The 25889-nt window shown below is 62.5% G+C and carries 19 protein-coding genes; 7 read left to right on the top strand and 12 right to left on the bottom strand.

Annotated features, from left to right (window positions below; all coding sequences use genetic code 11):
* Positions 1 to 801, bottom strand: a protein-coding gene (locus GIB19_RS22750) for an IS5 family transposase (protein WP_274888091.1) whose coding sequence is annotated in 2 segments (ribosomal slippage) — positions 1 to 499 and positions 502 to 801 — 799 coding nt annotated over the 2 segments. Because the reading frame shifts where the segments join, the coding sequence is not laid out codon by codon here. This gene is flagged as partial in the annotation.
* Between the two features lie 665 nt (positions 802 to 1466).
* Here GIB19_RS22750 and GIB19_RS22745 point away from each other — a divergent pair.
* From GIB19_RS22745 to GIB19_RS22735, 3 genes are all read left to right on the top strand, one after another.
* Entirely contained in the window at positions 1467 to 1712 is a 246-nt protein-coding gene (locus GIB19_RS22745) for a hypothetical protein (protein ID WP_085274297.1), read from the top strand.
* A 536-nt stretch (positions 1713 to 2248) separates the two neighbouring features.
* A complete protein-coding gene (locus GIB19_RS22740) occupies positions 2249 to 2476 on the top strand; it encodes a hypothetical protein (protein WP_186703597.1) in 228 nt (75 codons plus the stop codon).
* A 142-nt stretch (positions 2477 to 2618) separates the two neighbouring features.
* Positions 2619 to 3548, top strand: coding sequence for a malate dehydrogenase (locus GIB19_RS22735; RefSeq protein ID WP_274888090.1), 930 nt, complete (start codon positions 2619 to 2621; stop codon positions 3546 to 3548).
* A gap of 184 nt (positions 3549 to 3732) precedes the next feature.
* Here the strand turns inward: GIB19_RS22735 and GIB19_RS22730 are convergent, their stop codons facing one another.
* The 7 genes from GIB19_RS22730 to GIB19_RS22700 all read right to left on the bottom strand — a co-directional run bounded on the left by GIB19_RS22730 (position 3733) and on the right by GIB19_RS22700 (position 14983).
* On the bottom strand, positions 3733 to 6162 hold the full coding sequence (locus GIB19_RS22730) for a TonB-dependent siderophore receptor (protein ID WP_274888089.1): 2430 nt from the start codon (positions 6160 to 6162) through the stop codon (positions 3733 to 3735).
* Positions 6163 to 6240: 78 nt separating this feature from the next.
* Positions 6241 to 7209 carry a FecR domain-containing protein gene (locus tag GIB19_RS22725; RefSeq protein WP_027594538.1) on the bottom strand — a complete coding sequence of 323 codons (969 nt, stop codon included), beginning with the start codon at positions 7207 to 7209 and terminating at the stop codon, positions 6241 to 6243.
* Entirely contained in the window at positions 7202 to 7735 is a 534-nt protein-coding gene (locus tag GIB19_RS22720) for a sigma-70 family RNA polymerase sigma factor (RefSeq protein WP_027594537.1), read from the bottom strand. Before GIB19_RS22720 ends, GIB19_RS22725 begins: the two co-directional genes overlap by 8 nt.
* A gap of 99 nt (positions 7736 to 7834) precedes the next feature.
* Complete coding sequence (locus GIB19_RS22715; protein ID WP_274888087.1) at positions 7835 to 8794, bottom strand: arsenic resistance protein; 960 nt, start codon at positions 8792 to 8794, stop codon at positions 7835 to 7837.
* A gap of 70 nt (positions 8795 to 8864) precedes the next feature.
* The gene (locus GIB19_RS22710; RefSeq protein ID WP_274888086.1) at positions 8865 to 9455 is read right to left on the bottom strand and encodes a hypothetical protein; all 591 of its coding nucleotides are present in this window, start codon (positions 9453 to 9455) and stop codon (positions 8865 to 8867) included.
* A 143-nt stretch (positions 9456 to 9598) separates the two neighbouring features.
* Positions 9599 to 10852, bottom strand: coding sequence for a serine hydroxymethyltransferase (glyA, locus tag GIB19_RS22705; RefSeq protein ID WP_027594534.1), 1254 nt, complete (start codon positions 10850 to 10852; stop codon positions 9599 to 9601).
* A 300-nt stretch (positions 10853 to 11152) separates the two neighbouring features.
* On the bottom strand, positions 11153 to 14983 hold the full coding sequence (locus tag GIB19_RS22700) for a sensor domain-containing protein (RefSeq protein WP_274888085.1): 3831 nt from the start codon (positions 14981 to 14983) through the stop codon (positions 11153 to 11155).
* Between the two features lie 270 nt (positions 14984 to 15253).
* Between GIB19_RS22700 and GIB19_RS22695 the strand changes: the two genes are divergently transcribed.
* From GIB19_RS22695 to gdhA, 3 genes are all read left to right on the top strand, one after another.
* Positions 15254 to 15667: a hypothetical protein gene (locus tag GIB19_RS22695; protein WP_274888084.1), complete on the top strand. Its 414-nt coding sequence runs from the start codon at positions 15254 to 15256 to the stop codon at positions 15665 to 15667.
* Between the two features lie 461 nt (positions 15668 to 16128).
* Positions 16129 to 17796: an energy-dependent translational throttle protein EttA gene (ettA, locus tag GIB19_RS22690; RefSeq protein ID WP_027594531.1), complete on the top strand. Its 1668-nt coding sequence runs from the start codon at positions 16129 to 16131 to the stop codon at positions 17794 to 17796.
* Positions 17797 to 18119: 323 nt separating this feature from the next.
* On the top strand, positions 18120 to 19460 hold the full coding sequence (gene gdhA / locus GIB19_RS22685; RefSeq protein WP_099428289.1) for an NADP-specific glutamate dehydrogenase: 1341 nt from the start codon (positions 18120 to 18122) through the stop codon (positions 19458 to 19460).
* A gap of 220 nt (positions 19461 to 19680) precedes the next feature.
* Here gdhA and GIB19_RS22680 read toward each other — a convergent pair whose 3' ends face one another.
* The 4 genes from GIB19_RS22680 to GIB19_RS22665 all read right to left on the bottom strand — a co-directional run bounded on the left by GIB19_RS22680 (position 19681) and on the right by GIB19_RS22665 (position 23097).
* On the bottom strand, positions 19681 to 20178 hold the full coding sequence (locus tag GIB19_RS22680) for a GreA/GreB family elongation factor (RefSeq protein ID WP_274888083.1): 498 nt from the start codon (positions 20176 to 20178) through the stop codon (positions 19681 to 19683).
* A gap of 66 nt (positions 20179 to 20244) precedes the next feature.
* A complete protein-coding gene (locus GIB19_RS22675; RefSeq protein ID WP_099430863.1) occupies positions 20245 to 20601 on the bottom strand; it encodes a hypothetical protein in 357 nt (118 codons plus the stop codon).
* 78 nt (positions 20602 to 20679) lie between these two features.
* On the bottom strand, positions 20680 to 22533 hold the full coding sequence (locus GIB19_RS22670; RefSeq protein ID WP_274888082.1) for an Lnb N-terminal periplasmic domain-containing protein: 1854 nt from the start codon (positions 22531 to 22533) through the stop codon (positions 20680 to 20682).
* Positions 22534 to 22608: 75 nt separating this feature from the next.
* Complete coding sequence (locus GIB19_RS22665; RefSeq protein ID WP_027594526.1) at positions 22609 to 23097, bottom strand: DUF3015 domain-containing protein; 489 nt, start codon at positions 23095 to 23097, stop codon at positions 22609 to 22611.
* A gap of 256 nt (positions 23098 to 23353) precedes the next feature.
* Between GIB19_RS22665 and GIB19_RS22660 the strand changes: the two genes are divergently transcribed.
* On the top strand, positions 23354 to 25792 hold the full coding sequence (locus GIB19_RS22660) for a Lon protease family protein (RefSeq protein ID WP_027594525.1): 2439 nt from the start codon (positions 23354 to 23356) through the stop codon (positions 25790 to 25792).
* Positions 25793 to 25889: the final 97 nt, after the last annotated feature.

Below are 25889 nucleotides of genomic sequence, written 5' to 3'. Positions count from 1 at the left end.
AGAGATGTCGCAAACACCGCATGGAACAAGCCAGCGAGACCATAGCGGCATAGCTTTTTGCGAGCTTGTCGAAGCGTGTCACGATGCGGCAGTTCTCTTTCAGCCAGCCAAACATGCGCTCGATGATGTTGCGCTGTCGGTACTTGGGCCGATCAAACAGTCTGGGTAAGCCAGGCTTGGGTTTGCGCTTCATTGAGCGCATCGGGATGACGGGCTGCATTCGATGTTGGTCGCAGTAGCGGCGTAGCGCTTCAGCGTCGTAGCCCTTGTCGGCAAGTAGCCATTTGCAGCGTTTACGCGGGCGGCCTCGTTGGCTCGACGGAATGCTGACCCCATCCAACAGTGGTTGGGCGTAGCTGATATCACTGGCTTGACCGCCAGAGAGAAGGAAGCGCAACGGAGTTCCGTTGGCATCGCAGAGCATGTGAATTTTGGTTGTCAGGCCGCCGCGACTGCGGCCTAGAGCGTGATCGGCAGGCTCGTCAGGCCCCCTTTTTTCCGAGCGCCAGATGAGGCTCGGGTTGCGCGTACTGCGGTTGAGTCGATCATCCAGGTTTGCAGATCGATCAAGCCTTCCTCATTCAGTCTCAGATGCAAGCGTTTGAGCATCTGATCGAACGTCCCCTGATTTCGCCAGCCACGAAACCGTTGATACACCGTTGACCAAGGTCCGAAGCGCTCGGGCATGTCTCGCCACGCAGCGCCCGAACAGAGCACCCAGAGCACGCCATCCAGCATCAGGCGGTCGCTCAGGCGGGGCCGCCCCCGACTATGGGTTTCAGTGAAAAGATCGGCGACCACAGTCTAGGCCTCGTCCGAGAGTTCATAACGCTTTGCCATCACAGAATTCCTTTCCGTCGATGGCGTGGGACTCTACAAAACCTCAGCGTTCGCGGCGCGGCGATTGGATTTCACGGGATTTCGTACAGAGCCTAGCAAGCGTACGAAGAATGTTCGCTAGCGGCATCCGTTACAAATGCCGACAGGTCTCCGGCAGCTCTTGACCTAGGTTTGAGGCCGCTGAAGTCAACGGCCCGCCATCAATGCCGTTATTTAATGGACGAGCGCCGTATATGGTTCGCTAGCTGCCATTTTCGGACAGATCCTGTCGTTCCTCACTGAGCATTTGAAGCGGTTGGTCATCGTTCTCAATGGAGTCCAAAAGTCCCGATTCGTTTCCACTGATAGCCATAACTAGCTGATTTGTTTATAGATACCCTATGAGGTACAACAAAAAATCCACCAAATTCCAACCCCGCGTAAACCGGGCCCTCACGGCCAACAACCGTCCGTCTGTCTCCAGTAAAGCGTTTGGTAGCAGTCCATGACTGCTGCCAAACATCCTCAGCAAAGCCCGCCTGTCGCGGGTGCTTTGCTCGCTCTGTACCGACGCCAGAGCGTAAACTGGGTTTAGGGCAGTAGGAAGCGGATGATTCACTCATCCCATTCAAGAAAAGGAAAACACCATGGCCAAACCACACGACTGGAACGACTGGGCTGGCGGACTGACACTGGTCCTTCAGACAATCGTTTATGTTCCACTGCTTTACGTCATCCTCATGCCATGGCTCTGCCTTGTGCTTGTGAAGCTTGAGAAGACGCCACTCTTCCCTGGGTTTTTCCACGCGATGGCCTCAACGGGCTGGCTGGTCGCCTCTGGGATTGTGGGCTCGGTAATACTGTTTGTGGTGATTCGTAGCTTGCTCCGCTGAAAAGCGCCGGGACGTATCGGAAGCTGGATGCGCCACGCTGCCCAGAATTGATCGTTCAGCCTCGACAGTAGAGTCCTTGGCCAGCGCCGAGAAACCTACGCTTCTCGGCGAATATTCACACACCCCCGAACCTTGCAATACCAAGCCCACCCAGATAACTTGCTCAAGTCGCGGACCATTCCGCGACCGGGTTTGGCGACCCGTACGAAAAGGCGCAACGGCGCCCCGATCACGATTGCAGGCGCTTTTTTTGCGTCCGCAGTTTCGTGTAATGGCGGCTGTGCGTGGGAGACCTTAGGGTCTGCCGGGTTCCTTTTCCTCGGTTCGCCAACCCGCGTACAGCTGCCACCCTAATCGTTTGGCGACGGTCAGCGTGGTGCTTCAACCGAAAAGGACCTCATGCATGCTCACTTTAAGTCCATTAAGGATCCTCGCATCCGCTCTCCGCCGCCGCCCTTCGCCGGCCGCCACCCCCCACCGTTTCTACCCCCTCAACACCCAATTCCACCCCACCTCCAAACCCCAGGAGGCCCCCCATGACTGACCACGAACGCCTCTCCACCATTCAAAGCTACGCCTGGACCCTAGAACTGCTCGGTGAAGCCTTGGTCCAGCACGACGAAATGCTGGAATGCGAACACAACCCGCGCCTGAGCTTCCGCAACACGGCTGGCATCCATCAAGCGATCCAGATCATCAGCCGCCTGGCCAGTGAGCAGTGCGGGAAGGTGATGTCGCAGCGCGAACAGAGCCCGGCCGATTAACCGGCGTAGTGCCTGAAAGCCAACCGTCCCCCCTTTTAAACGACCACTGGCCACCTCAGGGTGGCCTTTGGGCATTAGCAGGCAATACTTCTCTCTATACGCAGGCGTGTTCCTGGTGGCACGCGCCGCTGGGAGGTGTCAGGTGAACAAACTATCAATCGTGGGTGCCGGGATGGTGGGCGAGGCGGCGGCTCAGATCATCGCCCGGGATGAGTTCTGCCGTGAGCTGGCGTTGATCGATGTGCAGGGTGAGTTGGCGCAGGGCAAGGCGCTGGATGTGTGGCAGGCGGCGGTCGAGGCTGGGTCCGATACGCGGGTTTACGGCGGGGCCAAGGCCGAAATGCTGGAGGGGTCTGAGCTGGTGGTGATCACGGCAGGCGTGCCGCGCAAGCCGGGGCAGTCGCGGCAGGATGTGCTGAGTATCAACCTGCCGATTCTCGATGGCGTCATGCGGGATATCAAACGCCATGCGCCAGCGGCGACGGTGCTGGTGGTGTCGAACCCTGTCGACGTGCTGACCTATCGTGCCTGGTCGCTCAGCGGGCAGGGCCGTAACAAGGTGTTCGGGCAGGCAGGGGTGCTGGATACCGCGCGCATGAAGTGCTTCATTGCCGAGGAGACGGGGTTTTCTGCTCGGGATATCACGGCGCTGGTGCTGGGCGGGCATGGCGATAGCATGGTGCCGTTGATGCGCTACTGCCAGGTGGGGTCTGTGCCGTTGTCGCACTTCCTGTCCAGCGAGCAGATAGAGCGGATTGTGGAGCGCACGCGCAAGGGGGGCGGTGAAATTTTGGGGTTGAAGAAAATGGGCAGTGCCTGTGATGCGCCGGGTGTAGCGATTGCGCAGATGGTGGATGCCATTGCCAATGGGCGAAATCGCATTTTGCCGGCGGTGGTGGTGCTGGAGGGCGAGTATGGGCGAACCGACATCGCCATGGGGGTGCCGTGTGTGCTGGCGGAGGAGGGGATTGTGCGGGTGATCGAGTTGCCGCTGGATGGGCAGGAGCAGGCGATGTTTGACCACTCTGCGGATCAGGTGGCGCGGGATATTGCTGAGATGAATGCGTTGTAAGCGGGGGAGGATGTTCTATCGCCGACGCTGCGGTCGGCGATAGGGGAAAGGGCCTCGCGGTGTATGGCACCGGCTTTGCCGGTGTTCGCGGGGCAAGCCCGCTCCCACACGGGCCCTGATACATCAGTAGATTGCGTTGTTCGATGAGTGAATGGCGTTATTTGTTAGGGAAGCGCGCCGCCTCCTAGAAGCTATACCGCGCAGTCAGTTTCACGTTCCGTGGGTCGCCATAAATGTCATACGGGCTCCACCCACCATTGGCCACGCTGCTGTAGTAGGTGCGGTCGAACAGGTTGTTGACGTTGACCTGCAGGTCCAACTGCTCGCTGGCTTTGTAGCCTGCCACCAACCCCACCACGGTGTAAGAGCCTTGCTGGTTTTCCCATGCTGTAGAACCGGCGCCCCCCGAAGTGCGGATACGGCTCTGTTGGTAGATATCACCACCCACGCGCCAGCGCTGCAGTTCACCGGGCAGGGTGTAGATCGTCGACAGCTTGAACAGCTGGCGCGGTTTGGCGCGGTCGAAGTCTTCGCCTTCGCGGGCTTTGTTGGCGTCGCTGACATATTTGGTCTGGGTGTAGGTGTAGCCGGCAGCCAGTTGCCAGTTGTCGGTCAGGGCACCCTGGATTTCGAGGTCGATACCTTTGCTGCGCACCAGGCCAGCGGCCTCGTAGCAGGCACTGGCGGCGCCTGACCCGCACCCTTTGACGTCGGGCAGCTCTTGGGCGCGGTTTTTCTGGTCGATCTGGAAAACCGCCAGGCTGGCGTTCAGCGCGCCACCAAAGTACTCGCCCTTGACGCCCACTTCGTAGTTTTCGCCCACCACAGGGTCGAGCACTTTACTGTCCAGGCCTTTGCTGGTCTGCGGCTTGAAGATATCGGTGTAGCTGACGTAGACCGAGTGGTTGGTGTCCAGGTCGTAGACCAGGCCGGCATAGCGGGTCAGGTTGCGCGTGATCTTGTAGTTGTTTTCGCTGCTTTCGCTGTCGTCGAATTCGTACCAGTCGAGACGGCCACCCAGAATCAGCGACAGCGGGTCGGTCAAACGCAGGCGGCTGCTGGCATAGACGCTGTCCTGGGTGGTGGTCTCGGGGAGGCCGTTGGGGCCCGTGACGTAATCCGGCTTGGCATGGCCGCGGGGGTTCCATTCGAAGAGGTTGCTGCCGTCGTCGATGAAATCGCTCCAGGCCTTGCCAGACCGATAATCCAGCTGGCGCTTGCTGACGCCAACGGTCAGGTCATGGGTTTGACCGAGCAACTGGAAGGGGCCGCTGACGGCCAGGTCGTAGCCTTTTTCCTTTTGCTCCATGGCTTCGGTCCACAGGTAGTGGCGGTCGTATTCCCATATCGAAGAGGCCAGCACGTCGGTGTCGGTCTTGGTCTGCATGGCCGCCAGGCGCAGTGTCCAGTCGTTGGCGAAGCCTTGCTCGAGGGTGGCGAAATAGCCGGTGGTGCGGTTGTCTGAATATTCCCAGTCATGGCCGAGGAAGGTGTCGCGTGGCAGCCCGAGGTGGCCGCCGCCACGGGCCATGGGCAAACCGCCCCAAATGTAGTTGGTGTGGTTTTTCTGCCGGTAGGCGCCGAGGGTGAGGGTGGTGCTTTCGCTCAGGTCGGCGTCGACCACGCCGTAGAACAGGTCATGGTCACTCTCCACCGAGTCGCGGAAGCTTTTGGCGTCTTGCTTGGAGACCACGGTACGGGCGCGCAGGGTGCCGGTTTCATTCAATGGGCCGCCGATGTCCAGCGTGCCGGTGTAATCGTCCCAACTGCCGGCACTGCCGGTGAGGGTGCCCTGGAATTCATTGGTCGGGCGCTTGCGCACCAGGTTGATGGCACCCCCGGGGTTGCCGGCGCCCTGGGCCAACCCGGTGGCCCCACGCACGATCTCGACCCGGTCGTACATGGCCAGGTTGGCTTCGCCGCTGGGCAGGTAAGTCAGGAAGCTGGTGGGGAAGCCGTCGTACATGATGTTGTCGACGTCAAAACCGCGGGCACTGAAAGAGGGGCGGCCGGCGCCGCCGGAGTTGCTGAGGAAGATCCCCGGCGCACTTTTGACCACATCGCTGATGGTGGTCATGGCCTTGTCGTCCATCCGCTTGCGCGTGACCACGCTGACGGCCTGCGGGGTTTCGCGCAGGCTCAAGGGCAGCTTGGTGGCCGTCTGCATCGTGCCGGTGGTGTACGACCCGCTGTTTTCGGTAGTCGCTGCCAAGCCTTGGCCGGTAATGCTGGTAGCGCTCAGCTCCAGGCCAGTGCCCGCGGCCTGTGGTGTCAGCAGGTAGAGGCCATTGCCCTGCGGTGACGCTTGCAGGCCGGTGCCTTGCAGCAGTTGCTGCAAGCCGCCTTCCACATTGGTGGTGGCGTTCAGGCCTGGGCTGCGCAAACCTTCGACCAGGCCTGGTTCGATGGGCAGGGTGATACCGGCTTGGCTGGCGAAATCGGAAAGGGCGCTGCTCAGGTTGCCGGCGGGCACCTGAAAGGTCCGGCCCTGCTGCGCGCTGTGCTCGGCGGCTTGCGACACGGCTGCAGTCAGGCCGCCACCTGTGATTATCAGGCCCAATGCAGCAGCGTGTACTGCCCGCGCCAATGGTTGCATGCCCTGCGTCGTCGCCATGTGTTCGTCCCGCCCTGTAAAAGTGATGTGCTTACGGTAGGGACACGCAACCTGAGCAAAACACGACAATGATTCTTGTTACGTATTCGCGCGCGCCGTGACGGTGACCCAGTAGGGCGTGCGGAAGTGGATGTCCACCGGCAGCGTCTGGCTCAAGGCGCGCAGAATCTGATCGGTGTCGCGCAGTTGGAAGGTGCCGGAGATCAGCAGCCGGGCCACGGCGGGGTCGCAACGCAGCAAGCCAGGCCGATAGCGCCCCAGCTCGCTGATGAAGTCATCCAGGCGCGTCTTTTCGACCCGCAGCACATGGTTGAGCCAGTCGAGGCGCTGCTCGGCCAGCGGCATGGGGGGCTGCACAGCCTGGAGGCTGACCTGGGTTTGCTGGCCGGCCGCCAGGCGCACCAGGCCGTCGTCACCCCGTGCCAGGCGCGGGCGCACTTCGACAGCGCCCTCCAGCGCGGCGAGGAATGTGCTGCCTGGGTACTGACGCACCAGCAAGCGGCTGCCGAGCGGGCTGATGTGCGCTTCGGCGGTATCGACGATAAACGGGCGCCTGGCAGGCTCACGGGGTACTTCGACCAGCATCTCACCGGCGATCAGGCGCACGCGGCGAACGCTGTCGTCGTAGGCGATATCGACCGCGCTGCCGGTGTTCAGGCGTAGTTGCCCTCCATCCGGCAAGGGCACGCTGCGCTGCTCCCCGGTAGCCGTGCGCACGTCCGCCTGCCACTCGCGCCACGGCAGCCCGCGGTAGGCTGCGAGGCCAAGCGGGGCGGTGGCAATCAGCAATGCAAGGGTCTTGAGTGCCTGCCTGCGTTCCAGGCTGCGCGGGCGCTCCAGCGCCGCGCGGGTGGGGTCCCCGCTAAGTTGCTGGGCACGGCTGCTGAAGCGCTCGGCCAGTTGCCAGGCGCGTTCATGGTCAGCGTGCCGCGCCCGCCATTCGGCGCCGGCGGCATGTTCGGCGGCGCCGGCGCTGCTGCTCTGCAAGCGCACGAACCAGCTGGCGGCTTCGCGGGCAATGCGCCGGTCGATGGGTGCATTACTCATCGTGCGTACTGGCGAGCACGATGCATTCTTCAAACGCCCGCGCCAGGTGGCGTTGCACGGTACGGACGCTGAGCTTGAGCCGGCTGGCGATCTCTTCTTGGGTATAGCCTTCCAGCTGCGCCATCAGAAACGCCTGTCGGCTTTGGGCGGGCAGGAGGGCGAGTACCTGGTCGATTTCATCGAGGGCTTCGAGCACCAGCGCCTGGTGTTCCAGCGACGGTGCCAGCGCTTCTGGCGTTTCCGCCAGCGCGGCCAGGTAGGCGTGCTCCAGCGAGCGGCGGCGATAGAAGTTGAGGGCCAGGCGATTGGCGATTGTGGCCAGATAGGCGCGCGGGGCCGTGTAGTTCAGCGCCTCGCCGGTTGCGCTGCTGAGCAGCCGCACGAAGGTATCCTGGGCCAGGTCCGCAGCATCGGCGGCACTGCCCAAGCGCTTGCGCAGCCAGGTCTGCAGCCAGCCGTGGTGGTGGCTGTAGAGCTGATCGATGGCCTGATGCGGGTGATGATTTGCCGATGAGGTGGACTGCACGGGATACGATAGATGTTAATGAGAATTTATCGCATTCTATCAGCATACGTTCGGCCAGGTGCAAGCAAAAGGTTCAGCGTTTGCTGAACCCTCATAGCCTCATCTGTCTCGCACCCATGCGGGCACGACGCGCACATAAATTAACTCGCTCACCAACTCCACCAGCGTTTGGGTAATCACCGCTGCCGCCGCCAACCCGCGCAGGTCTTCCGGCAACGCCAACGCCAACGGCAACACCACCAGCGAGTTGCGCGTCGAAGCGCTGAACGTCACCGACCTCACCTCGGCCACTGGCAAACGCATCAGCCGCGCGGTGGCAAAGCCGATCACCGGCGCCAGCAGCATGAAGCCGAGGTACACCGGGATCACGGGCAGCAAGCGCTCGAAATCGCGCAGCACGGCGGCAATCTGCGAGCCGATCACCACCACCAGCACGCATGCCATCGCCGGCACCGGCATCCACGCCCAGGCGTCGTTCCACTTCGATGCCACGCGGGAGCGGCGGGCGCTGGCGCTGGTCAGCACGGCGAGAATCATCGGCAACACAATCAACAGGGCAAACGCTTCCACGAAGGGCGCGATGGAAATTGCCACGGCGTTGCCGTCACCCAGCATCAACGCCAGGTACACCGGCAGCAGGACCAATTGCACCAACAGCAGCAGCGGCGTGGCGGCGAGGGTCTGGCGTGAGTCGCCTCTGCCGATGTGGGTGAACACCACCACGTAGTCGATGCAGGGGGTTAGCAACACCAGCAGGGCGCCGATCAGGATGGCCGGGTGCGCGACCAAGCCGCGGGTGATGGCCCAGACCAGCAGTGGGATAAGGACGAAGTTGGCCAGTAGCAGTGCACTGATGAAGCGGCGGTTGCCCAGGCCTTGGCGCAGGTCGAGGAAGGGGATCTGCAGGAACATCGCGTACATCAGCACGGCAATGGCGGGGGTGATCAGGGCTTGCAGGTGGTGTGCGGTGTCGGTGGCCAGCAGGCCGAAGGCAAGGGCTGCGAGCACGGCTGCGAAGTAGACCGGGATTTGATGGGTTTCGAGTTGCTCTCTGGTCAAGGCAGGGTCCTGTGCGCGCTCGGGTTTTGAAGCGGCACAGGGTAATACGTGAAGGCCCATGCAGGCGACATCAGGTGTTCAGCCAATCCACCCCGCGTTGCGTGATCAACAGGCTTAGGGTGCATTGCTGGGCAGCGGCGTAGCACGCCAGAAAGCCGCCCACTGGGTAGAGGTTGTGGATCTCCATGGGGTGGCCGTTGCTGGCGATCATCTGGATTTCTCGCCGGTCATCTTCAAGTTGTGCCAGGTCGAACGGGGCGCCGGTTTGCGCATCGATCAAGGTCCACAGGCTAGGGTCTTGCGCCTTGATGGCCTGAGCGGCCACCAGGCCTTCGGCGGTGGTGAATATGCCTTTACCGAAATGAGGCCCGCTGCGCACATACAGTCGATAACCCGCATCGCTGTAGCGAAAATACAGCAGCATCGCGCACTGATCCTCGCCTTTGTCGAACGGGATCAGCCCAAAGTCCTGGCCGTGCTGCCAATCATCGTCCGTGCCGCTGAGCATGCCGAGTGCGTGGGCGCCTTCAATGGCGTACCCCGGCACTTCGTTGGGTGTGACCAGGCTCACGGGGCCTGTGCACAGGCAGTCCAGGCTGTTCACCGGTGATTCGGCGATCTGCAGGGTGGCTGTAAAGGAACGTGTTTTGTTATCTGCCATGGGGTGCCTCCGGTTTGGCGTGGGGGAGGCTGCAGGCTAGGGTGTCTTACACAGGGGGCCCATTTGGAACAGGTTCCGCAAGGCGGGCAAACACAAAAAAGCCCGGCGCAAGGCCGGGCTTTTTCACATCAGGCTGGCGCTAATCAGTTGCCGTAAACCGGCAGCTTCTTGCAGATGGCCTTGACCTTCTCACGCACGGCATCGATCACCGCTTCGTTGTTCAGGTCAGCCAGGATGTCGCAGATCCAGCCGGCCAGTTCCTTGCACTCTGCTTCTTTGAAGCCACGGGTGGTCACGGCTGGGGTGCCGAAACGCAGGCCCGAGGTGACGAACGGGGAACGTGGGTCGTTCGGTACCGAGTTCTTGTTGACGGTGATGAAGGCTTTGCCCAGTGCGGCGTCAGCGTCCTTACCGGAGATTTCCTGCTTGATCAGCGACAGCAGGAACAGGTGGTTTTGGGTGCCGCCGGAAACGACGTCGAAACCACGCTCGATGAACACGCTGGCCATGGCCTGGGCGTTTTTCACCACTTGCTGCTGGTAAGCCTTGAACTCGGGCTGCAGGGCTTCTTTGAAGCAGATCGCCTTGGCCGCGATGACGTGCTCCAGCGGGCCGCCCTGGGCGCCTGGGAAGACAGCGGAGTTCAGCTTCTTCTCGATGTCGGCGTTGGCACGGGCCAGGATCAGGCCGCCACGTGGACCGCGCAGGGTCTTGTGGGTGGTGGTGGTGACCACGTCGGCAAACGGCACAGGGTTCGGGTACACGCCAGCGGCAACCAGGCCAGCAACGTGGGCCATGTCGACGAACAGGTAGGCACCGACCTTGTCGGCAATGGCGCGGAAGCGTGGGAAGTCCAGCACCTGCGAGTAAGCCGAGAAGCCGGCAACGATCATCTTCGGCTTGTGCTCTACAGCCAGGCGCTCGACTTCGTCGTAGTCGATCAGGCCGTTGCCGTCGATGCCGTACTGGATGGCGTTGTACAGCTTGCCCGAAGAGCTGACGCTGGCGCCGTGGGTCAGGTGACCGCCGTGGGCCAGGCTCATGCCCAGGATGGTGTCACCGGCCGACAGCAGGGCCAGGTAAACGGCGGCGTTGGCCTGGGAGCCAGCGTGCGGCTGGACGTTGGCGTAGTCGGCGCCGAACAGCTCTTTAGCGCGGTCGATGGCCAGTTGCTCGACCACGTCGACGTATTCGCAACCACCGTAGTAACGCTTGCCTGGGTAGCCTTCAGCGTACTTGTTGGTCAGAACCGAACCCTGGGCTTCCATGACAGCCGGGCTGGTGTAGTTTTCCGAAGCGATCAGCTCGATATGCTCTTCCTGGCGCAGAGCTTCTTGCTGCATGGCTTCGAAGAGCTCGGCGTCGTACTTGGCAATGGTCAAATCACGGCTGAACATGGCGGTCCTCAAGGATCGGGCTGAATTGGGGGGGCATTCTAACCGATTGCTTCGGGCCTGGCATATGAAGTGACGTCAAGTCGCGGACCAAAGGCCTTCATGTTGCATCCCGCGCCCTGTCTGGGCTGGAGTTGACTTCAAGGTCCGTTTTTTGCGGCGCCAATTACAGCGTTGGCGCTGTGCCTGTAGGAGCAGCCTTGTGCTGCGAAGAGGCCGGTGACAGCAGCAAAGATTCAGGGCGCGGTCGCCGGCCTCTTCGCAGCACAAGGCTGCTCCTACAAAAAAGACGGCAGTGGAATCCTACTGGAACATGAACAGCGTCTCGTTGGCGAACTGCGCCTCGAACTGATGCGCCGGCATCGGCCGCCCGAACAGGTAGCCCTGCACCTCGTCGCAACCATGCTCACGCAAGAACTCCAGCTGCTCATGGGTTTCCACGCCCTCGGCAATCACCGCCAGGTTCAGGCTGTGGGCCATGGCAATGATCGCCCGGGCAATCTGCGCGTCCTGCTCGCCCTCGGGCAAGCCGTCGACGAAGGTGCGGTCGATCTTCAGCACGTCGATGGGGAACTGCTTGAGGTAGTTGAGCGACGAGTACCCGGTGCCAAAGTCGTCCACTGCAATGCTCAGGCCAAGATTCTTCAGGCTGGCGAGAATCTGCAAGGCCTCATTCACCTCGCGCATCAGGATGCTTTCGGTCAGCTCCAGCTCCAGGCACGCCGGCGGCAGCCCGATGTCTTCCAGGATGGTGGCGATGCGCGTGCCCAGCTGGCCGTCGGAGAACTGCCGCGCCGAGATGTTTACCGACACCTTCGGCACCCGCACTTTGGCTTTGTGCCAGGCCTTGAGTTGGCGGCTGGCCTCACGCAGTACCCAGTCGCCGACATCCACCACCAGGCCCAGCTCTTCGATCACCGGGATGAAGTCGCCCGGCGGCACCAGGCCGCGGGTGGGGTGGCGCCAGCGCAGCAAGGCTTCGGCGCCGGTCAGGCGTTTGCCATCGCCACTGAACTGCGGCTGGTAGTAGAGGATGAACTCGTTCTGCTCCATGGCATGGCGCAGGTCGCTTTCAAGCTCCAGGCGCTCCAGGGCACTGGCGTTCATCTCGGCCTGGTAGAACTGGAAGTTGTTCTTGCCGCGCTCCTTGGCGTGGTACATCGCAGTGTCGGCGTTTTTCATCAGCTGGCTCAGTTCGCTGCCATCTTGCGGGCTGAGGGCGATGCCGATACTGGCCGTAACGAAAAACTCGCGGTTCTCCAGCACGAAGGGCCGTACCAGGCTGGCGAGGATGTTCTCGGCCACATGGATGGCGCGGTTCAGCGCCATCTCGCGGGTCGCACGCGGTTGCAGCAGCAAGGTGAACTCGTCGCCGCCCATGCGTGCCACGGTGTCGTCGTCATCCACGCAGGCCAGCAGGCGCAGGGCCATGTCTTTGAGCATGCGATCGCCTGCGGCATGGCCGAGGGAGTCGTTGATCGGCTTGAAACGGTCCAGGTCGAGGAACATCAACACCACCCACGCCTTTTGCCGTTCGGCCTGTTGCAGGGCCGTGTGCAGGCGGTCCTGGAACAGCGTGCGGTTGGGCAGGTGGGTGAGGGCGTCGTAGTAGGCCAGGCGGTGGATGCGCTGTTCGCTGGCCTTGCGCTCGCTGATGTCGGTGAAGAAGCACACGTAGCTTGCCAGGTCGCCTTCGTCGTCCAGCACTGCCGTGATGCCGACCCAGGCCGGGTAGTGGTCGCCGTCGCGGCGCTTTAGCCACACTTCGCCTTCCCAGCTGCCACGCTGGTGCAACTGCTTGACCACGTAGCGCAGGTGGCCTTCCTGCTGTTGCTCGACGGTGAGCATGCCAGGCAGCTGGTCGAGCACGTCGCTGACGGCGTAGCCGCTGACCCGGCTGAACGCTTCGTTGGCCTGGACGATGTAGCCGGCTGGGTCGGTGATGAGGATGGCCGAGGTCGAGTGCTCAAATACCGTGGCGGCCATGCGCAGGTCTTTTTCGGCGCGACGTTGCTGGCTGATGTCGCGGCCAACCCCAAGCACGCCTTCGAAGCGTTCCTGGTCGTCCCATACCAATACCAGGCGCAGCTCAATCGGGATCTTGCGGCCATCGGCGCGCAGGCAGTCGAACAGGAACAGTTGGGTGGGCAACTGGCAACGCAACTGGGCCAGTTGCTCGCCGTCGCCCATGGCATTGCTGACGCGCTCCATCAGGCTGTAGATGCCGGTCAGCTGGGCCGGGTTGGCGATGATCGATTGCCAGCCGTTGTCGAAGATCCACTCAGCTTGATAACCCAGTACCGCTTTGACCGAGGGGCTGACGTAGTTGAGCTGCAGTTGGCTGTCGGTGGAGAAAATCACGTCGCTGATGCTTTCGGCCAGCATGCGGTAGCGCTGTTCGCTATCGCGCAGCGACTGGCTGGCCTCGATTTGTACAGTAACGTCCTTGCCCACGCCGATGATGCGCATCACCTGGCCGTCGTGGTCGCGGGTCAGCACCTGTTCGCGAATGTCGTAGCAGCGCCAGCCACCGTCGTGGTGACGGAAGCGCAGTTGGCAGTGCAGTGGCTGGCTGTGGCCGGTGGCTCGTTGATGCTGGCGCAGGGCCTGGAAGTGCGTGGCGTCTTCGGGGTGCAGCAGCAACTCCCAGAAGCGGTCGCCCATCTGTGCCAGCTCGGTGCGGTCGTAGCCCAGGGTTTGGCCGAGGTGGCGGTTGCTGAAGATCATGCGCTGGCTCGGCACGTCCTGCACGTAGAGCTGGTCGGGCACGGTACGCACCACGTCCGACCAGAAACTCTCGCGTTCGAGCAGGGACAGCTCCACTTGTTTGCGGCTGGTGATGTCGCTGATGCTGAGGATCACCGCCTGGTAGTCGCGGCGTTGCAGCGGCAGGCGGGCCATCAGCCACAGGTGCAGTTCGCCGCCCAGCGGTGCGGGCAGGCGCACTTCCAGTTCCAGCAGCGAGCGCTGTTCGATCAGTGCATCGATCAGTTGCATGCCGATGCTGTCGCGGCCATCGCCGCTGCCGTCGATCAGCCGCTGCCAGGCACCTTCGTGGCATTCGACGTTGAGCAACTGGCGCGCCACCTGGTTGATCTCGGTGATCTTCAGCTCCTGCAACAGCGAGCGGCGCAGGTTAGGGTCCAGGGCCAGGCTGTGCTTGAGCGCAGCGTGGTTGCGCAGGTGGTAGCGGTCGAGCTGGCCGGGCAGGCTGGAAAGGTCGAGCACGCACAAGGCAACACCGGTGCCTTCGAAAATTTCCTGATAGCGCCGGCGGTCTTCCTGCAGCGCGCGCTGGCGGCGGCGCATGTTGATCAACGCCAGCACTGGCAGCAGGGCGCAGAACAGCACCAGCAGGCACTTGCCGATCAGTGCCGGCAGCAGCTTCTGCTGGGCCCGCTGGGCGTCGAACAGGCCGCGCAGTTGCCAGGTACTGTTGTCGATGAACGCCAGCATCACGCTCTGCAGCGGTGCCGGGCTGGTCTGCGCGATGGCGTGGCGGTCCAGCACCGCGCCGTTGCGGCTGTTTTCCAGCAGCCACAAGGGGTGGCCTGGGCTGTCCAGGTGCACGGTGAGGGTGCGGTAATACGCGTCGGACAGGCGCAGCAGCCAGTAGCCGCGATCCTGCTCGGTGGACTGGCGCAGCAACAGGTAAATGGTGCGGTTGTCCGCCGAGTTGGCAAAGAAATACGGGCGACCCTGGTTCAGCGTCAGCAGTTCGCCAATCAATTGGCGGTCAGGGCTGCCGGCCAGGCTGTCGGCGCGGAACTGCCCGCTGGTGTCTAGCCAGGCGAGGTCACGCAGGGCGGGCAGGCGCGTGCGCAGGGTGTCGAGCAGGCTGGGCAGGGCTGCCGGCGTCGGCGCATTGACGTAGGGCTGCACCACATTCACGGCCTGCTGGGCCTTCAACGCCATGTTCAGGCTGAGGTGGTCGGCCAGCTCCGCGGTGGCCTCCAGGCTTTGCTTGCGCAGGTCGGCTTGGGTGTGGCGGAACTGGGCGAACAGCTGCCACAGCAACAGGCCCAGCAGAATCAGGGCCAACAGGGCCAGCGCACCCTTGATCGACCCGCGCAGGGAAGCGACGGGGGCCATTGGTGCGGGACGCAGCGACGACGGTTGAGAGAGATTGGTCAAGCGTTGGTCCTGCGATTGGGCTGGCGATGGCAGGGATTGATCATGCACGGTTGGTGCCGGTGTCTGGTTGCCAGACCGCGGTGGCGCACTATAAGGCCGGACACCCTAAACGGGCTAGCATGCCTAGGATTATGGCAAAGTGCCAGTCCCCTTGTCCGGTGATGGTCGCCCTGCCGACGGTCGTGGTGGCGCCCTGTGGTTCGGCAAGCCCCTGCAACCTGTGCGAGAATGCCGCCCGCTTCAATGACAACGCTTCGGAGATGTTCGGTTTTGGTTACTCACTTTTCCTCCAATGGCCTCGATTCCGCCTGTGGGCGCAGCAGTCAGACCCTTGTCAGCACTGCCGTGACCGCGGACGTATCTTGCAAGTCGTGCCAGCGTTCGCTGGTCAAACCGGAGGCGGCCGCCGCCTCGAAAAGCAAGGCCCCGTCGCTGGCCGAACTGCGCAAGACCGCCAAGGCGGCAGCAGCACCGGCAGCCGTGGCAGCACCGGCAGTGACCGCGGTCGCGGCCAAGCCTGCGGCCAAGGTCGTTAGCGTGCCTGCGGCGCAGCCGGCCAAGGCCGTTGAGCAGCCTGCTCGCAGTGGCGGGTTCAGCGTCAAGTCTGCCTGGGCCGCGCGCCTGGCCGAGCAGGGCGACCGTTGCCGGTTGCCGCGGGGCAAGGTAAAGCAGCGTCACGTCTGAGCTTTTTAAGGTCAGTTCTGGCCTCTTCGCGGGGCAAGCCCGCTCCCACAGGTACTGTGCAAGCTTTGGGGTTTGTGATGTTCCTGGGGCAGCGGGCACTGTGCAAGCTTTGGGGTTTGTGCTGTCCCTGGGGGAGTGGGTACTGCGCAAGCTTTGGGGTTTGTGCTGTCCCTATGGGATCGGGTAATGCTCAAGCTTTGGGTTTGTGCTGTTCCTGGGGGGCGGGTAATGCGCAAGCTTTTGGGGTTTGTGCTGCCCCTGTGGGAGCGGGCTTGCCCCGCGAAGAGGCCAGCACAGGCATAAGCATTTCTTCCCCGTAACCCCACCATCCGACCCTCCTATGCAACGTCGCGCGTTGGCGTAGAATGGTCGACTTTGTTCAATGACACCCCGTAAACACATCCCCCTGGCCCACTGCCGGGGCGTTGGTCGATGTCTTTACCTATTTAGAGGGCTTGGTTTTGGCTCAATACGTCTACACCATGCATCGGCTGAGCAAGGTCGTGCCGCCGAAGCGCGAAATTCTCAAGAACATCTCCCTGTCGTTCTTCCCAGGCGCCAAGATCGGCGTACTCGGCCTGAACGGCGCGGGTAAATCGACCCTGCTGCGCATCATGGCGGGCGTCGACAAGGAATTCGACGGCGAAGCCCGTCCGATGCCCGACATCAACGTCGGCTACCTGCCGCAGGAACCACAACTCGACCCCGCCAAGACCGTGCGTGAAGTGGTCGAGGAAGCGGTCAGCGTGATCAAGGACGCCCAGGCTCGCCTGGACGAGGTCTACGCCGCCTACGCCGAACCCGATGCCGACTTCGACAAACTGGCCGCCGAACAGGCCAAGCTCGAGTCGATCCTGCAGGCTGCCGACGGCCACAACCTCGAGCGCCAGCTGGACGTCGCCGCCGACGCCCTGCGCCTGCCGGCCTGGGACGCGAAAATCGAACACCTGTCCGGTGGTGAAAAGCGCCGTGTGGCCCTGTGCCGCCTGCTGCTGTCGGCCCCCGACATGCTGCTGCTCGACGAACCAACCAACCACCTGGACGCTGACTCGGTGGCCTGGCTGGAGCGCTTCCTGCACGACTTCCCGGGCACCGTGGTAGCGATTACCCACGACCGTTACTTCCTCGACAACGTCGCCGGCTGGATCCTCGAACTGGACCGCGGTGCCGGCATCCCGTACGAAGGCAACTACTCGGGCTGGCTGGAAGCCAAGTCGGACCGTCTGGCGCAGGAATCCAAGCAGCAGAGCGCCCACGAAAAGGCCATGAAAGAGGAACTGGAGTGGGTGCGCAAAGGCGCCAAGGCCCGCCAGTCCAAATCCAAGGCACGTCTGCAGCGCTTTGAAGAAATGCAGTCGCAAGAGTTCCAGAAGCGCAGCGAGACCAACGAGATCTACATCCCGGCCGGCCCGCGCCTGGGTGACAAGGTCATCGAGTTCAAGAACGTTTCCAAAGGCTATGGCGATCGCGTGCTGATCGACAACCTGTCGTTCGCCATGCCGAAGGGCGCCATTGTCGGCGTGATCGGCGGTAACGGCGCCGGTAAGTCGACCCTGTTCCGCATGTTGATGGGCAAGGAGCAACCGGACTCGGGCAGCATCGAAATCGGCGAAACCGTGCAACTGGCCTGCGTCGACCAGAGCCGCGAAGACCTGGACGGTTCCAAGACCGTGTTCCAGCAGATCTCCGACGGTTCCGACCAGATCCGCATCGGCAACTACGAGATCCCGTCGCGCACCTACGTGGGCCGCTTCAACTTCAAGGGCGGCGACCAGCAGAAGTTCGTCAAGGACCTGTCCGGTGGTGAGCGTGGCCGTCTGCACCTGGCCCTGACCCTGAAGGAGGGCGGTAACGTCCTGCTGCTCGACGAACCGTCCAACGACCTCGACGTCGAAACCCTGCGTTCCCTGGAAGAAGCCCTGCTGGACTTCCCGGGCGCCGCCATTGTGATTTCCCACGACCGTTGGTTCCTGGACCGCGTGGCGACCCACATCCTGGCGTACGAAGACGACTCGAACGTGATGTTCTTCGAAGGCAACTACACCGAGTACGAAGCCGACCGCAAGAAGCGCCTGGGCGATGCTGCTGCCCAGCCGCACCGTGTACGGCACAAGAAGCTGGCCCAGTAAGCCGGTTTTAGCTGCACAAAAATGGGGCCCTCAGGGGCCCCATTTTTGTGCCTGGCAGGCATCGGCGTTGGCCCCTTCTCGGGGCAAGCCCGCTCCCACAGAATCACCCGCAATCTCAGTCTTTCACAGGCCCCTGTGGGAGCGGGCTTGCCCGCGAAGAGGCCGATCCTGCTAACAATATTTTCATAGTTTTGTATACATTTATATAAAACGCACCAAATAATTTCAAAAAAACGACATTACGCCCTGTTCTCGTGCGATTGCTTCTTGGTACATTCGAAAAAAAACCAATAAGTCCAATCCCTCTTGGTGAGATGTCTACCATGATCGAATCTGTCGACAATTTCCTCGCGCGCCTCAAGCAACGCGATCCTGCCCAGCCTGAATTCCACCAGGCGGTGGAAGAAGTCTTGCGTACCCTGTGGCCGTTCCTCGAAGCCAACCCTCATTACCTGCAGGCCGGTATCCTGGAGCGCATGGTTGAGCCCGAGCGCGCGGTGCTGTTCCGTGTTTCGTGGGTCGATGACCAAGGCAAGGTCCAGGTCAACCGCGGCTACCGCATCCAAATGAGCAGCGCCATCGGCCCGTACAAGGGCGGCCTGCGCTTCCACCCGTCGGTGAACCTGAGCGTGCTTAAGTTCCTGGCCTTCGAGCAGGTGTTCAAGAACTCCCTGACCTCGCTGCCCATGGGTGGCGGTAAAGGCGGCTCGGACTTCGACCCCAAGGGCAAGAGCGATGCGGAAGTGATGCGCTTCTGCCAGGCGTTCATGAGCGAACTGTACCGCCACATCGGCGCTGACCTCGACGTACCGGCCGGTGACATCGGTGTGGGCGCGCGCGAGATTGGCTTCATGTTCGGCCAGTACAAGCGCCTGGCCAACCAGTTCACCTCGGTGCTGACCGGCAAGGGCATGACTTATGGCGGCAGCTTGATTCGCCCGGAAGCCACCGGCTACGGCTGCGTCTACTTCGCTGAAGAAATGCTCAAGCGCCGTGACCTGCGCATCGATGGCCGTCGCGTGGCCATTTCTGGGTCCGGCAACGTGGCCCAGTATGCTGCGCGCAAGGTCATGGACCTGGGCGGCAAGGTCATCTCGCTGTCTGATTCCGAAGGCACCCTGTACGCCGAAGCCGGCCTCAGCGACGCCCAGTGGGACGCCGTGATGGAGCTGAAAAACGTCAAGCGGGGCCGCCTCAGCACGCTGGCGGGCGAGTTCGGCCTTGAGTTCCGCAAGGGCCAGACCCCGTGGAGCCTGCCGTGCGACATCGCCCTGCCGTGCGCCACGCAAAACGAGCTGGACACCGAAGACGCCCGCACCCTGCTGCGCAATGGCTGCTTCTGCGTCGCCGAAGGCGCCAACATGCCGACCACCCTTGAGGCGGTGGATATCTTCCTCGAGGCAGGCATCCTGTACGCGCCGGGCAAGGCATCCAACGCCGGTGGCGTGGCCGTGTCGGGCCTGGAAATGTCGCAGAACGCCATGCGCCTGCTGTGGACGGCCGGTGAAGTGGACAGCAAGCTGCACAACATCATGCAGTCGATCCACCATGCCTGTGTTCACTATGGTGAAGAGGCGGATGGCACGATCAACTACGTCAAGGGCGCGAACATCGCCGGCTTTGTGAAAGTGGCTGATGCCATGCTGGCGCAGGGAGTGGTCTGATCCAAGATCGCTAGGGCCGCTTTGCGGCCCATTCGCGGCACAAGGCCGCTCCCACCCGAACTGTGTAGCCTCAAAGGCTAGCGCCGCACCTGTGGCAGCTGGCCAGCGATGAGGCGGGAGCAAGCACCACAGGACAGTTGCTCCCAAAATGTAAGGGGAATGCGCAACCTGTGGGAGCGGCCTTGCGCCGCGAATGGGCTGCAGAGCAGCCCCAAGGCCCTCAAGCCTCACCCTCGATAGCGACCACCTCGATCATTTGATCCCCCACCGGCCGCCGCCACACCACTTCATCCCCAGGCCCCGCGCCTAGCAACGCCCGCCCCAGCGGCGAGCCCCAGTTGATCAACCCGTGGCCCGCATCGGCCTGATCTTCCCCCACCAGCTGCACCTCATGCGCCTGGCCCTGCTCATCCACAAAGCTTACCCGGCTACCGATCTGCACCTTGTCCCGCGAGGTAGCGGCTGGTACCACCTGGGCACTCTGCACCCGTGCGCTGAAGTAGCGCAGGTCGCGCTCGGCATCGGCCAGGCGCTGCTTGTCGGCACGCTCGCCCTGGGCTTGCAACTGGCTGCGCAATGTATTGAGTTCGGCTACCCGCTGCTGCAATTGCGCCAGGCCACTGGCCGTGACGTAGTTGGGCTGCTCGCTCACCCGTCGCTCAACCGGTTGGTCGGCCTGGGCGGCAGCTTGGTCTTCGTTGACGAACGCTCGGCTCATGGTGGCCTCCTTGTGCAGGAGACCATGATGGCAGGCCGCCGGTTTCAAGGGATGTCAGTTTGCGACCTAGTCGTGGCGATAGGCCCGTGCGGCATCGCGGTCCTTCTCGTGCTCCCAGTCACGGTCGCGTTGGTCCCAGTAGCGGTCACGGTATTGACGCTGCTCTTCGCTGTTCTGCAGGGCGTGGCATTGGCGAAAGCCATCGTCCCAGCCGCTTTCGTACTGGCGATTGTGCAGGTAGCGCGGCACGTCCTTGCGGAAGTCGCCGGCCATCACCCCGGCCGCCTGCCGGCCGCTGCTACAGCCATCCTGGAAGCCATCGGCGTAGGCGGGGGGGTAACCGTGGTCGAGCATCTGTTCGTGGGTGGTTTCGCACCCTGACAGCAAAAAGGCAACGCACAGGCCTAACCAGTACCGCGACATGAACACTAGACCCTCCAATTGATGCTGGAGAGTCTAGGGGGCGATTTGTCGGCGAGCTGTCAAAACAGTGTCAAAGAGTCAGTAGTGGTACCACTTCAGCTCCAGCATCACTTCGTTCTGCGCCGTCGCCAGGTGGCTGAATTCGCGCGAGGCACTTAACCGCAGGCCCAGGTTGCGGCTGATCTCCCATTGCTGATTCAGGCTCACGCTGCGCCGCACTTCGCCGTTGGTGAAGAAGTCGCCCTTCGCCTCCAGTGTCATGTTGCCCAGCCCGTTGCGCCAGAGCAGGCCGCCGTTGAACCCGGCTGCCGGGGAGATGAACTCGGCAAAATCATTGTGGTGTTCGACCCGCACCGTGCCCAGGGCGAAGCCCAGCAGTTCGTCGGCCAGTTGCCAGGTGCCGCCAGCGCCGCCATTCACATGGCTAACCAGCACTTCGTCGTCATGCTTGCCCGGCACCCGTTCCAGGCCACCGGTCACCTGCCATGACCACGGTTTGAGCAGCGCATTGCGGGGTGTCAGCGAGCGGATGGTGGCAAGGTCCAGGCGCTGCACCTGCCAGTCGTTGCCTTCGTACTGGCGGACTTTCAGCTGCAGAATCTCGATCTGCGCACCCAGCGGAAAGCCGTAGGCGTTGTCGTTGAGGTCGTGATACGCCATGCGCAGGCCGTACTCGGCGTAGGCGCGGTCTTCCCGCGTGCCGACACCCAGCTGCCAGGTGCGTGAGTCATGGCCATCCTCGGGCAACCCCGGGCGCTCGATTTCCAGCGCTGGCGGCGGGTTGCGGTTGATTGCGCGCAGCAGCTCGAAGCTGCGCGTGGCCTGGCCTGGGTCGCGTTGCTGGCCATTGGCGCGGTAACGCTCCAGGCGGTAGGCAGCGTCTTGTACCAGCGCCTGGCGCTCGCGGGGCAGGGCAGTGAACTCAGGGCTTTGCAGCTGTGCGGTATCGGCGCTGACAGCCAGCACCTGCTGCTTTTCGTGAGGGGCCAGCGGCTCGGCGCGGGCCAGCAGTTCGCGCTCGCGCGAAGGCCGGTAGTTGACGCTGGACACCAGGCCAGACTGGCGCACCGCCTTGACCGTGTCGGTTGGGATGGCGGTCAGCGGGAACTGCGACGTCAAATCCAGGCCTGGCCGCGCCACCTGCAGCAGTTCGAGCAGGCGGTACGAGCAGTTCTCGTCGAAGAAGAAATAGTCGAACTGGATCTGCTTCAGCTCCCACACATGCTCGACCATGCGCCCGGTCTCTTGCGGGGTGAGGTCCAGCTGGTACTCCCACAGGTCGCGGTTTTCCAGGCTGCGGTACTCGGACAGCTTCTCTTGGTAGGGCATCAGCGCGAACAGGCCTGGGTAGCCGCCCATCAGGCCTTTCCAGGCATACAGGATGCTGTTGTCGCTGCCTTCGATGTAGGCGCCGAAGTTGATCGCGTAGCTCAGCAGCGTGGTGTCGTCGCTGTGGGTGTTGGACTGGTCGATGCGCAGCAAGGTGTGGCCGAACATCGACGAAGGGCTGTTCAGGTAGGCCGCCGGAAAAATCAGCGCGGCGCTGTGCGGGTCGATCGAGGTGTACCAGGTCTTGAATTCCTGGCAGTCGGGCTGTGGCAGGTCGTTCAGCCCCAGTTGCTCCTTGAGCCAGCGGGTACGCGCCGGGAAAACGCACTGGGCATGCTTGTCGCCCAGGCTAGCGGGCGCATACAACGCCTGCACCGTGGCCCGCAGCTCTTGGTCCGGGTGGTGCGCGCCATCGTCGGCGAGAAAGAACTGGGTATCGTCCACATAGCTGCGCCAACCACCCAGCTTGGCGGTTTCGTAATGGCCCAGGGCGATCCAGTAGGGGTTATTGGCCAATTGCTGAAGACGGCCTTCATCCAGCGCAGGCGCAGCATGAACAGGGGCGCAGGCACACAGCGCCAGGTAAGCGAGGCGTTTGAGCATATCGGGCAACTACTTCTTCACGATGCCGAAAGAAAGGGCGAAACCCGCCCCGACAGGGGGGCGGGGATGCTGCGCTTAAGCCTCGGTGGCGTATTTGGCCAGGCGTGGGTCGTTCTTCAGAACAGCCAGGGTATTGCTGTGCACGGTTTCGGCCGTGACGTCGGCGCTGCTGAAGATCTGGCTGAAGTGCTGGTGGGTGACCGACTCGAAGTAAGTACGGTCTTCCGGCGCTACGCCCAGTACCACGGCATAGGTGGTCAGCGCCTCGCCTTTGCCCATGGCCATGTCTTCGGACAGTTCGTTCATCATGCCATTCATGGCAAACCACGACTTGCCGCCATAGGTCAGCGAAGCCTTGGTGGAGCAGCCATTGGTGCCGGAGGTCATGCCGAAGGTGGCGTTACCGGAGGTACCGTTGGTGGTGGAAGCCAGGAAGTGAGCCGGCGTACCGCGTTGGCCTTCGAACAGCATGTTGCCCCAGCCGCAGTTCGGGCCGCCTGGCGCTTCAGCCATGGCATTGAGGGAGACCACGGTGAACAGAGTACCCAGAAGAATCCGTTTCATAGCATTTGTTCTCTATTTGTCTTAAACCAAGGGTCAGGGTTTCTGGCAACTCGGTTGCCAGGTCGGGAAAGCTTTTCACCCACCCGCGCAGCTTGGAGTTTAGGCACGATCTAAAGGTTGCGTTGTTGATTGCGAAAAATTTGCCTGGGGGCCTGTGTTATCGCGACTGCGACATAAAGTCCCGGTGAGCCTTGCAAGGCGCGCGCGGGCAGCGCCAGAATGCTCCGTATCCGCCCCGCCGAAGTAAGGAAACCCAATGCCCGATCCTGTCGCTGCGCGCCTGCGTCTTGCGCCTGAAGCCCTGACCCGGCGTTTTTCCCCCGAGCAGTTTGCTTTTACCCATACCGACGATCTGGAGCCGTTTCGAGGCGTTCTGGGCCAGGAGCGAGCAGTCGAGGCCCTGCAATTCGGCGTGGCCATGCCTCGCCCTGGTTACAACGTGTATGTGATGGGCGAGCCCGGCACGGGCCGCTTCTCGTTCGTCAAGCGCTACCTCAAGGCCGAGGGCAAGCGCCAGCACACCCCAGCCGACTGGGTTTACGTCAACCACTTCGAGGAAACCCGCGAGCCGCGTGCCCTGGAGCTGCCCTCGGGCAGTGCCGGTGAATTCATCGCCGACATGGGGGGGCTGATCGACAACCTGTTGTCGACCTTCCCGGCAGTGTTCGAGCACCCGTCGTACCAGCAGAAGAAGGGCGCCATCGACCGCGCCTTCAACCAGCGCTATGACCGCGCCCTGGATGTGATCGAGCGGGCGTCGCTGGAAAAAGACGTGGCCCTGTACCGCGACGCCAGCAACGTTGCCTTCACCCCGATGGCCGAAGGCAAGGCGCTGGATGAAGCCGAGTTCGCACAGCTGCCTGAAGCGGTGCGCGAGCAGTTCCACGAGGACATCGCCCTGCTCGAGGAGCGCCTCAACGAAGAACTGGCCAGCCTGCCGCAGTGGAAGCGTGAGTCGAACAACCAGCTGCGTCAGCTCAACGAAGAAACCATCACCCTGTCCCTGCAGCCGCTGCTGGCGCCGCTGTCTGAAAAGTACGCCGAGAACGCTGCGGTGTGCGCCTACCTGCAGTCGGTGCAACTGAACCTGCTGCGCACCGTGGTCGAGCAGTTGGTCGATGACAGCAAGACCGACGCCGTGGCGCGCAAGATGCTCGAAGAGCAATACGCCCCAAGCCTGGTGGTCGGCCATCACCACGATGGCGGCGCGCCGGTGGTGTTCGAGCCGCACCCGACGTACGACAACCTGTTCGGCCGGATCGAATACAGCACCGACCAAGGCGCGCTGTACACCTCCTATCGCCAATTGCGCCCAGGCGCCTTGCACCGGGCCAACGGCGGCTTCCTGATTCTTGAAGCCGAGAAGATGCTTGGCGAGCCCTTCGTCTGGGATGCGCTCAAGCGTGCGCTGCAGTCGCGCAAGCTGAAGATGGAGTCGCCGCTGGGTGAACTGGGCCGCGTGGCGAGCGTCAGCTTGACGCCGCAGATGATCCCGCTCAACGTCAAGCTGGTGATCATCGGCTCGCGCCAGCTTTACTACGCGCTGCAGGACCATGATCCGGACTTCCAGGAAATGTTCCGGGTGCTGGTGGACTTCGACGAAGACATGCCCATGGTCGACGAGAACCTGGAGCAGTTCGCCCAGCTCTTGCGTACCCGCACCAACGAAGAAGGCATGGCGCCGCTGACCAGCGACGCCGTGGCGCGCCTGGCCACCTACAGTGCCCGGCTGGCAGAGAACCAATCGCGGCTATCGGCGCGCATCGGTGACCTGTTCCAGCTGGTCAGCGAGGCCGACTTCATCCGCCAACTGGCCAGCGACGAGATGACCGATGCCGGCCACATCGAACGCGCACTCAAGGCCAAGGCCACCCGTACCGGGCGTGTGTCGCAGCGGGTGCTGGACGACATGCTCGCCGGCATCATCCTGATCGACACTGAAGGCGCGGCCATCGGCAAGTGCAACGGCCTGACGGTGCTGGAAGTGGGCGATTCGGCGTTCGGCATGCCGGCGCGTATCTCTGCCAGCGTTTACCCCGGTGGCAGCGGCATTGTCGACATCGAGCGTGAGGTCAACCTGGGCCAGCCAATCCACTCCAAAGGGGTGATGATTCTGACCGGCTACCTGGGCAGTCGCTATGCCCAGGAGTTCCCGCTGGCCATCTCGGCGAGCATCGCCCTGGAGCAGTCCTACGGCTACGTCGACGGTGACAGCGCCTCGCTGGGTGAGGTCTGCACACTGATCTCGGCGTTGTCGCGCACGCCGCTCAAGCAATGCTTTGCCATCACTGGCTCAATCAACCAGTTCGGTGAAGTGCAGGCGGTGGGCGGGGTCAACGAGAAGATCGAGGGCTTCTTCCGGCTCTGCGATGCGCGCGGCCTGACCGGCGACCAAGGGGTGATCATTCCGCGGGCCAACGTGGCCACCCTGATGCTCGACGAGCGCGTGCTGCAGGCGGTCGAGGCCGGGCAGTTCCACGTTTACGCGGTCAGCCAGGCTGACGAGGCGCTGAGCCTGCTGGTAGGCGAGGAGGCCGGTGTGGCGGATGACAAGGGCGAGTTCACCGAGGGCAGCGTCAATGCCCGCGTGGTGGAGCGCCTGCGGGAAATCGCCGAAATGATCAGCGAAGAAGACATCAAAGAGGCGGAAAAGGAACGCTTGGAAGAGATGATTGCGCAGGCTAAACCCGCCTGAGTCAATAAATCGGCGCTGGCGGCGATGTGCTACCGTTCAGCGCCGGTTTTCCAACTTTCTGTGTTGTTCTTCTATGCTGGAACTTAGGGAGCAATCA

The sequence above is a fragment of the Pseudomonas sp. ITEM 17296 genome, from assembly GCF_028895205.1.
GTDB classification, from domain to species: Bacteria; Pseudomonadota; Gammaproteobacteria; order Pseudomonadales; family Pseudomonadaceae; genus Aquipseudomonas; species Aquipseudomonas kermanshahensis.
Note: the sequence above shows the minus strand (reverse complement) of the source record. Positions and strands in the feature narration are given on the sequence as shown.